The 9,251-nt window shown below is 42.7% G+C and carries 10 protein-coding genes; 2 read left to right on the forward strand and 8 right to left on the reverse strand.

What is annotated here, in order from left to right:
• Nucleotides 1-140: 140 nt before the first annotated feature.
• Complete coding sequence (locus tag QZ135_RS19520; RefSeq protein WP_009130329.1) at nt 141-884, forward strand: ABC transporter permease; 744 nt, start codon at nt 141-143, stop codon at nt 882-884.
• The gene (locus QZ135_RS19525; RefSeq protein WP_294613242.1) at nt 881-1,651 is read left to right on the forward strand and encodes an ABC transporter ATP-binding protein; all 771 of its coding nucleotides are present in this window, start codon (nt 881-883) and stop codon (nt 1,649-1,651) included. Before QZ135_RS19520 ends, QZ135_RS19525 begins: the two co-directional genes overlap by 4 nt.
• 237 nt (nt 1,652-1,888) lie before the next feature.
• Here QZ135_RS19525 and QZ135_RS19530 read toward each other — a convergent pair whose 3' ends face one another.
• From QZ135_RS19530 to QZ135_RS19565, 8 genes are all read right to left on the reverse strand, one after another.
• A complete protein-coding gene (locus tag QZ135_RS19530) occupies nt 1,889-2,542 on the reverse strand; it encodes a response regulator transcription factor (protein ID WP_294613245.1) in 654 nt (217 codons plus the stop codon).
• Between the two features lie 7 nt (nt 2,543-2,549).
• Complete coding sequence (locus QZ135_RS19535) at nt 2,550-3,521, reverse strand: ATP-binding protein (RefSeq protein ID WP_294613248.1); 972 nt, start codon at nt 3,519-3,521, stop codon at nt 2,550-2,552.
• A gap of 151 nt (nt 3,522-3,672) precedes the next feature.
• Nucleotides 3,673-4,986, reverse strand: coding sequence for a ribosome biogenesis GTPase Der (gene der / locus QZ135_RS19540; protein WP_009130325.1), 1,314 nt, complete (start codon nt 4,984-4,986; stop codon nt 3,673-3,675).
• 47 nt (nt 4,987-5,033) lie between these two features.
• Nucleotides 5,034-5,915, reverse strand: coding sequence for a GTPase Era (gene era / locus QZ135_RS19545; protein ID WP_294613251.1), 882 nt, complete (start codon nt 5,913-5,915; stop codon nt 5,034-5,036).
• Between the two features lie 82 nt (nt 5,916-5,997).
• On the reverse strand, nt 5,998-7,002 hold the full coding sequence (locus QZ135_RS19550; protein WP_294613254.1) for a beta-ketoacyl-ACP synthase III: 1,005 nt from the start codon (nt 7,000-7,002) through the stop codon (nt 5,998-6,000).
• A gap of 111 nt (nt 7,003-7,113) precedes the next feature.
• Nucleotides 7,114-7,299, reverse strand: coding sequence for a 50S ribosomal protein L32 (gene rpmF / locus QZ135_RS19555; RefSeq protein WP_002562387.1), 186 nt, complete (start codon nt 7,297-7,299; stop codon nt 7,114-7,116).
• A gap of 12 nt (nt 7,300-7,311) precedes the next feature.
• The gene (locus tag QZ135_RS19560) at nt 7,312-7,899 is read right to left on the reverse strand and encodes a DUF177 domain-containing protein (protein ID WP_294613257.1); all 588 of its coding nucleotides are present in this window, start codon (nt 7,897-7,899) and stop codon (nt 7,312-7,314) included.
• Nucleotides 7,900-7,973: 74 nt separating this feature from the next.
• Nucleotides 7,974-9,122, reverse strand: a complete 1,149-nt coding sequence (locus QZ135_RS19565) for a HAMP domain-containing sensor histidine kinase (protein WP_294613260.1) — start codon at nt 9,120-9,122, stop codon at nt 7,974-7,976.
• Nucleotides 9,123-9,251: the final 129 nt, after the last annotated feature.

Genomic DNA, 9,251 nt, shown 5'->3' on the forward strand with positions numbered 1-9,251 from the left:
AGCTACGAGCAACAAGTAGACCTACCACACAACTTTCTTTTTACTTGTAGCTTGTAGCCTGCAGCTCACACATTTTGCCGCAAATGTAGCAATTATCAGCAGAAAATGGGGTATATTTGCACACAAAATAGTTAAGAGTCATGATAAAAGCACTTAAAACTGTCGGAAGATACATCATGTTGATGGGGCGCACTTTTGCCCGTCCGGAGCGTATGCGTATGTTCTTCCGCCAATATCTCAATGAGATGGGGCAACTCGGCGTGAACTCTATCGGTATCGTATTGCTGATATCGTTCTTCATCGGCGCCGTTATTACCATACAGATTAAACTGAACATCGAAAGCCCATTCATGCCGCGCTGGACGGTGGGGTACGTAACACGTGAAATCATGTTGCTGGAATTCTCTTCCTCCATCATGTGTTTGATATTAGCAGGAAAAGTGGGTTCTAATATTGCTTCTGAACTGGGAACCATGCGGGTGACGCAACAGATTGACGCCCTCGAAATCATGGGTGTCAATTCCGCTAACTATCTGATACTTCCCAAGATTTTCGCTATGGTTACCACCATTCCGTTCCTTGTGACGTTCAGCATCTTTGCCGGTATCATCGGAGCGTTCGCCACGTGCTGGTTTGGCGGCATCATGTCGGCTGTAGACCTGGAATACGGTTTGCAATACATGTTTGTGGAATGGTTCATCTGGTGTGGCATCATCAAGTCATTGTTCTTCGCATTCATCATCGCCAGTGTATCAGCCTTCTTCGGCTATACCGTCGAGGGCGGTTCTATAGAGGTAGGCAAGGCCTCTACAGATTCTGTGGTATGCAGTAGCGTACTAATCTTGTTTGCCGACTTAATATTAACTAAACTCTTAATGGGATGATTGAACTGAAAGGACTTTGGAAATCATTCGAAGGACGTGATGTCCTGAAAGACATCAACGCCACCTTCGAGAATGGAAAGACTAATCTCATCATCGGACAAAGTGGTTCGGGAAAGACAGTATTAATGAAATGCATTGTTGGTTTGCTGACGCCGGAACGGGGTGAATTGCTATACGACAACCGTAATTTCCTTGCCATGGGCAAGAAGGAAAAGAAAGCCTTGCGCCGGGAGATGGGAATGATTTTCCAGAGCGCAGCTTTATTCGATTCCATGACTGTTTTGGACAACGTTATGTTTCCACTAAATATGTTCAGCAACGATACTTTTCGTGAGCGCACCCGTCGTGCCATGTTTTGTCTGGACCGCGTGAACTTGAGTGAGGCGAAAGACAAGTTTCCGGGTGAAATCAGCGGTGGTATGCAAAAGCGCGTCGCCATTGCCCGCGCCATTGCCTTGAATCCGCAGTATTTATTTTGTGACGAACCAAACTCGGGATTAGACCCCAAAACATCGCTCGTCATTGACGAACTGATACATGACATCACCCTCGAGTACAACATGACGACCCTCATCAATACCCACGACATGAACTCTGTAATGGGTATCGGTGAAAAGATTATCTATATCTACGATGGATATAAAGAATGGGAAGGCAGTAAAGACGACATCTTCACTTCCAGTAACAAGAAGTTGAATGATTTCATTTTCGCATCCGACCTCTTCCGCAAGGTAAAGGAAGTGGAAGTGCAAAATATCGAAGGATAAGTCGCCACAATTTCGACTACCATCATATAGAAAGAGAGCGTCCGGAATAAATCCCGGACGCTCTTTTCCTCATAAAACCAGTTAATAGAATTGATATATATCTTCACGATATACTTTGATTGTCCCTACATCTTCATGAGAAAACATGAAGAACAATTTCAATTACGGGAGCAAAGATAACCAAAAGAAGCTAATAAAAAATCACGGGAAACCGTTACTTTTTGAATTATCCGTAACTCAATCCAGCTTTATCCATCCTTGAGCAATAGCCTTGACCACCATATCTATTGCATTTTTCGCTCCAAACTTACTAATAAGCCTCTTGCGAAATGTTTCTACAGTATTTTCTGATATTTTTAATAATCCGGCAATCTCATGGGTGTTCAGGCCTTTGGACACAGCTTCCAAGACATCACGCTCACGTCGTGTTGGAGCATTCTTGCCCTGCAAACCTGCCGGCACCGAATTTAATTTCCGAGAAACAGAAGCAAACCGGGAACAAGTATATGTTCCTCCCTTCAGCACACTACGAATAGCAGCTGCCAGTTCCGTAGAAGCCGAAGCTTTCAAAATGACTGCATTTGCTCCACACTGCACCAATCGGTTCACCATCCATATCTCCTCATGCATCGTATTAACAACAATCCGCGCCTGCTCATTCAACTCACGGATTTTTGCTATCAACTCAAAGCCAGACATATCAGGGATACTGACATCCAGAATATACGCATCATAATTACGCTTTTCAATCAATTCCGCAGCCCTCTTTCCGGACATCACTGCATCTGCCACGATAGCTTCCGACATCTTATTTACAACCCTGCAGATACCTTCTAAAATCAGGCTATGGTCATCTACTACCAATAGTTCAGCTTTCACATTTTTTTCCATTGCTCGATTAGATTAATACATCTATCTTCAGCCGGGTTCCTTCGCCCGGAGCAGAAGTCAATTCCACTTTAGCGCTAATAGTCTCAGCCCGCTGCCTGATGGTTCGCAAGCCGATACCTTTGTTTTTCCCGGCTACATCAAATCCCCTTCCATCGTCTGCAATAAGTATGGAAAGGTTATTGTTGTCCAACGCCAACTCCACCCGTATACAGGCTGAACCTGCATATTTCACTGCATTGTTCACCGCTTCCTGAACAATGCGATAACATTCGAAACCAACGCATTTAGGCACGATATTCCAATCAACATTTTCTGTGGAATGATATTCTACATGTATATTCTCAGGTAAAGACAGATGCAATACATAGTCTGCCAGCATCTCGTCAAGTGTGGCGTACTGAAAGGCAGGCGGCATCAGTTCATGCGAAAGAGTCCTTAGCCTTTCCCGCATATTACTCAACAGTTCCAACTGCTCATTCAACTCCAAACTTTCTTTATTGGAAATAGCACGGATATTCATTTCAAGTGCAAGCAGGTTGTTACATACATCATCATGCAATTCAGTTGCCATACGTTCACGCTCACTCTCCAATCCATCAATATATTTTCTTGTGAGGTGCAGAGCAATCTTTGCCCTCTGCCGCTGGCGGGCATAAAATGAACCCAATAATAAAATCACCAATAATGAAATCAACGAACCTACGACGATGCGGTGTCTCAACATGTACGTTTCCTGTTCCAACTGTTCCAGATCCTTACTACCCGTAGCCAATTGTTGAATAGCACCTGCATATAGGAGTAATAAATCAGCCTCTTCCTTTGTCTGACAAAGATATTTACAGGCATTGACATAACCATTCAGGCTTTTACTTAGATCTGCTTGTTGCTGCAGGGTATGCAAACCCGACTCACCCTTTGCCCATAGCGCACCTATGGAAAAGAGCAAGAGGCATCCTGATAACCAGCTCTGACGTTTCATCTAATCCTTTTTTCTGTTGTCATACAAAAATAAATATTATATCCATATAAACCTACTTATTATTTACATTTCCTTGCCTAAAAGCAAAAAAACCACCTGATTTATTGTCAAATCAGATGGTTTTATATCATTTTTCTATATTCAGAATATTCTATTTCTGACGGATATAAATATTTATCGGAGTTCCCGTCAAATTCCACTTTTCACGCATTTTGTTTTCCAGGAAACGTTTATACGGTTCCTTCACATACTGCGGCAGATTAGCGAAATACACGAAAGAGGGTACTCGCGTGTTGGGCAACTGCGTGATATATTTAATCTTGATATACTTACCCTTAATTGCAGGAGGCGGATATGCTTCAATCAACGGAAGCATTTCTTCGTTCAAGCGAGCGGTAGGAATACGCATCATACGATTATCATACACTGCACGCGCTTCTTCCAGTACTTTCAGGATACGTTGTTTAGTCAAAGCCGAACCAAAGATGATAGGAAAATCAACGAACGGAGCAAAACGATTACGGATAGCATCTTCGAAAGTTTTCATCACTTTCACTGTTTTATCCTGCACCAAGTCCCATTTATTCACTACCACCACTAAACCTTTGGAATTCTTCTGTATCAGGGAGAATATATTCAAGTCCTGACTCTCAACACCACGTGTAGCATCCAGCATAAGGATACATACATCCGCATTCTCAATGGAACGGATAGAGCGGATTACAGAATAATATTCCAAATCTTCATTTACCTTGCTTTTCTTACGGATACCGGCAGTGTCCACCAGATAGAAATCAAATCCAAACTTGTTATAGCGGGTATAGATAGAGTCACGCGTCGTACCGGCAATTTCCGTCACGATGTTACGGTCTTCACCGATAAAAGCATTCACAATGGAAGACTTACCTGCATTAGGACGTCCCACCACTGCAAAACGGGGAATATCCTCATCCAATATTTCATCAGTATCTTTCTTAAATGTACCTACAATCAGGTCCATCATATCACCTGTTCCACTACCCGTCATAGCCGAGATGCAATAAGGGTCACCCAATCCCAACTTATAAAATTCGGGAGCATTGTATTGCAGCTCTCCGTTATCGGTCTTATTGGCAATCAGCAGCACTGGTTTCTGAGTGCGCCGCAAAATAGTTGCCACTTGCATATCAAGGTCAGTCACCCCGTTCATTACATCCACTACAAACAAAATTACGTCTGCTTCTTCCACAGCCATCAATACCTGCTTGCGTATCTCTTCTTCAAAAATATCGTCAGAGTTTACCACCCATCCGCCGGTATCTACCACGGAGAATTCTTTCCCCAACCATTCGGATTTGCCGTACTGGCGGTCGCGTGTTGTTCCTGCTTCCTCGTTCACAATCGCCTGACGTGTCTTAGTCAAGCGGTTAAATAAAGTGGACTTTCCCACATTGGGACGTCCTACGATTGCAACTAAATTTCCCATAGTTCACTCTCATTGTTTTTTGCGACTGTCACAGTCGTATGAATACTCTAATCCTGTTGATAACCGAAATTGCGCAACTCCTTGTCCGAACTGCGCCAGTCCTTATCCACTTTCACAAACGTCTCCAGGAAAATCGTTTTCCCAAAGAATCTTTCTAATTCCCGGCGTGCCTCAGTAGCCACCTTCTTCAGTGCTTTCCCCTGCTTGCCGATAATTATTCCTTTCTGCGAATCACGCTCCACATAAATCACAGCGTTGATATGTATTTTTTTCGCATCTTCCTTAAATTGTTCTACCACTACCTCTACCGAGTAGGGTATCTCCTTGTCATAATACAACAAGATTTTCTCCCGGATAATCTCGTTCACGAAGAAACGTGCCGGTTTGTCCGTCCACTGGTCTTTGCCAAAGTAAGGCGGTGAGTCGGGCAGCAATTCCTTCACCCGCTTCATCACGTAATCCACATTAAACTTAGTAGTTGCAGAAATCGGAATGATCTCCGCATTAGGCAACAACTCTTTCCACGCTTCCACGAGCTCCACCAGTTTCTCTTGATTTGACAGGTCAATTTTATTAATAAGCAGCAAAACAGGAATTTCCATGGCTGCTACCTTCTCTACAAACTCATTATGCTTATCGGGCGTCTCAACCACATCTGTCACATATAACAAAACATCCGCATCCGTCAGTGCCGAAGTAGAAAAATTCAGCATAGACTCCTGCAACTTATACTGCGGCTTCAGTACTCCCGGAGTATCCGAAAACACAATCTGCATATCATCCGTGTTATAGATACCCATAATACGATGACGGGTTGTTTGCGCCTTAAAAGTAGCAATTGAAATCCGTTCACCCACTAAGGTGTTCATCAATGTAGATTTACCTACGTTCGGATTTCCCACGATGTTTACAAAACCAGCTTTATGCATTACATTCCTGTATTTTAGTTGAGACAAAAAAACGCATCGAAAATAGGATGCGTTTTTTTCTTATTTGTCAGCGTAACGTTCGTTACTGTTTTTTTCCATCATATCCCCACTTCACGTAAACGGCTCCCCAGGTAAACCCTGCACCGAATGCCGTAAAGATCAGGTTATCGCCTTTCTTCAGTTTATCCTCAAAATCCCACAGACAAAGCGGAAGTGTACCGGCACTCGTATTACCATAATGCTCGATGTTAACCATTACTTTTTCACGGGGAACTTCCAGGCGGTGAGCTACTGCATCAATGATACGCAAGTTTGCCTGATGAGGAATAATCCAGTCGATATTATCTTTATCCAAGTGATTTCTTTCTGCAATGGCAACGCAAGCATCCGACATGTTCGATACAGCATATTTAAATACCGTCCGACCTTCCTGATAAAGAAAGTGCATATGGTTATCCACCGTAAAATAGGAAGGAGGACATACAGAACCACCCGCTTTCATGTGCAAGAAAGGCAATCCCTTACCATCCGTTCTCAGAATAGCATCCATCACGCCAAAGTCTTCCGTAGTGGGTTCCATCATAACCGCAGCCGCACCATCACCAAAAATCGGACAAGTGGCACGTTCAGTATAATCTACCATAGACGACATTTTATCAGCGCCCACTAAGATAATCTTCTTATATCTCCCCGAGCGGATAAAGTTAGCTCCTGTTTCCAACAGATACAAAAAGCCACTACAAGCGGCCTGTAAGTCAAAAGCAAAAGCATGTTTTAATCCGAGCTTATCACACAAGATGGAAGCTGTTGAAGGGAAATGATAATCAGGAGTAGTGGTAGCGACAACTATCAGATCGATATCATCAGGATTGGAACCTGTACGCTGCATTAACTGCTTGACGGCTTTGCGAGCCATGTACGAAGTACCCAGTCCCTCTTCGTTCAGGATATGTCTTTCCTTTACTCCGATACGGGTCATAATCCATTCATCATTGGTATCTACCATTCTTGATATCTCGTCATTCGTCAAGATATAATCGGGTACATATCCACCGACTCCTGTAATTACTGCATTTATTTTTTCCATTAATCCTGCTTAAGTTAATAAATACCTAAACAACGGTAGTCTAAAAAGGTTTGTGCTTACAAATCTTTTTAGACACCCGGTATTCAAGTATATTCTTTATCAGGCTGCAAATTAAACAGCAGCTTCTTTCTCAATAGCAAGCTTGCCTCTGTAGTATCCGCAAGCACCACACACAGTGTGATATACATGCCATTCGCCACAGTTCGGGCAAATAGCCAATGTAGGAGCTACTGCCTTATCATGAGTTCTTCTCTTTGCAGTTCTTGTTTTAGACTGTCTTCTCTTAGGATGTGCCATTTTTTTTAATCTTTAATTGTTATCTAATATTTTCTTCAATTCATTCCAACGCGGATCAATCTGCGTTTCTTCCGCATCACCACCATCCGGCAGTACATCTTCACCTTCGATGAAGATATCGTCTTCCGCATCTTCTTCGTCCGCTTTCGTCCGCAGATGTTTGTGCAACTTGCTGCTCACTGCCTTGTTACACATTCCGGGAGCATGCACATGCTTCATCGGAATAGCCAACGCAATAAACTCATACATGAACCATGCGACATTGATTTCCCCTTCTTCCTCAGGAATCACAATGAGGTTGTCACCTTCTTCAGCATACTCATGGCCAAACTTCACCATCAGCTTATCAGTAGAACTGACCGGTTGTTCCATATCGTCCAGACAACGGTCACAAGGTACCCATACCATACCATCCGTCTGGAAATTCAATTCGAAAGCACGAGATGTTTTCTTTACAACCAGTGTAACATTTACTTTGCCCTTCTGTACTTCCGGACCATCAATGTTAGCAAAGAAAAGGTTATCCAGCACAAACTCATACTTACAAGAGTCTGTCTGCATGCCTTTCAAATCAATTTTGTATTTATCAAACTTTCCCAAAGCTTCTTTTATTTATTCGGGCGACAAAGATACAAATAATTATCCTCATAATGTAGAAATTAGCGACGAAATATTCATTTTTTAAGCTCTATTCTGAATATCGTCCCCTTATTAATCTCCGATTGCTTCACAAAAATGCGTCCCGAATGATACTCCACCACAATCCGGCGTGCCAATGAGAGTCCCAATCCCCATCCTCTTTTTTTAGTAGTATATCCGGGAGCAAACACTGTTTCAAAATTTCGTTTGTCAATTCCCTTTCCCGTATCTGCCACATCTATATACCAATATCTTGACGTTTCCTGTACTGAAATGACCAGTATACCCACTCCATCCATTGCATCAATAGCATTCTTACAGAGATTCTCTATCACCCATTCAAACAAAGCTACATTCAGTCGTAAGAGCGGAAGCATATCAGGCAGATGGGTTGTAATCTTCACTTTATCCGAAGTGCGATGGGCGATGTAGTCCGTTACACGATCCAATAGTGCTTTCAGGTCTGCCTCTTCCAATTCAGGTATAGAACCTATTTTAGAAAAGCGGTTGGCAATCATTTGCAAGCGTTCCACATCTTCCGCCATGGCAGGAATCAAGTCATCCTGCGGATATTGCGTCCTCAATAATTCCGTCCATGCCATGAGTGAGGAAATAGGTGTCCCCAGTTGGTGGGCAGTTTCTTTTGAAAGTCCTACCCATACTTTATTTTGCTCCGCTTTCTTGGAACTCAATAAAGCGAAGATGGCAATTAGCACAAAGATAAGCACCACTGTCAATTGCACATAAGGATAGACGGCCAGACGGGTAAGCATCAAGGAAGGGCCATAATATACACGCAAATAATCACCATCACCGTTCAGGTTGATACGGATACAATGTCCTTCACGATTAAAATGATTCAGCTTCTCTTTCAGAGCGTCTATCGTATCAGACGAGGATAATTCTATATTCCTGTATGTTTGTACATCTCCATTCTGATCGGCTACAATCACCGGAATAGTATGATTGGCATTCAAAACTTTCAGCACCATCGTCAGGTCAGTATTCCCATCAGCAGTTTGCAAATTCTTCATCGCTTCCGCCCATACTTCCATACGCACCCGTTCTTCAGCAGATAAATCGCTAATCAAAGAATGGGAAACGTAAAGAGAGGCAATAGCTATCACGATGGCAGCCAGTACCAACCAGAATTTTATCGGACGGATTTGTTTTGTGAAATGCATTATATATAAATAAGGTGTAAACTTACTGTATATAAACGGAAAATACAAGAAAATATTATGGCTGTAAATACAAAAAGCCCCCACATCAATTGATATGGAGGCTTCTCTCTAAAACGGCGACTACCTACT

The organism is uncultured Bacteroides sp., from assembly GCF_905207245.1.
GTDB lineage: Bacteria > Bacteroidota > Bacteroidia > Bacteroidales > Bacteroidaceae > Bacteroides.

Coding starts and splice junctions, on each gene's coding strand:
- QZ135_RS19520 (WP_009130329.1), top strand. CDS start 141: ATGATAAAAGCACTTAAAACTGTCGGAAGATACATCATGTTGATGGGG.
- QZ135_RS19525 (WP_294613242.1), top strand. CDS start 881: ATGATTGAACTGAAAGGACTTTGGAAATCATTCGAAGGACGTGATGTC.
- QZ135_RS19530 (WP_294613245.1), bottom strand. CDS start 2,542: ATGGAAAAAAATGTGAAAGCTGAACTATTGGTAGTAGATGACCATAGC.
- QZ135_RS19535 (WP_294613248.1), bottom strand. CDS start 3,521: ATGAAACGTCAGAGCTGGTTATCAGGATGCCTCTTGCTCTTTTCCATA.
- der (WP_009130325.1), bottom strand. CDS start 4,986: ATGGGAAATTTAGTTGCAATCGTAGGACGTCCCAATGTGGGAAAGTCC.
- era (WP_294613251.1), bottom strand. CDS start 5,915: ATGCATAAAGCTGGTTTTGTAAACATCGTGGGAAATCCGAACGTAGGT.
- QZ135_RS19550 (WP_294613254.1), bottom strand. CDS start 7,002: ATGGAAAAAATAAATGCAGTAATTACAGGAGTCGGTGGATATGTACCC.
- rpmF (WP_002562387.1), bottom strand. CDS start 7,299: ATGGCACATCCTAAGAGAAGACAGTCTAAAACAAGAACTGCAAAGAGA.
- QZ135_RS19565 (WP_294613260.1), bottom strand. CDS start 9,122: ATGCATTTCACAAAACAAATCCGTCCGATAAAATTCTGGTTGGTACTG.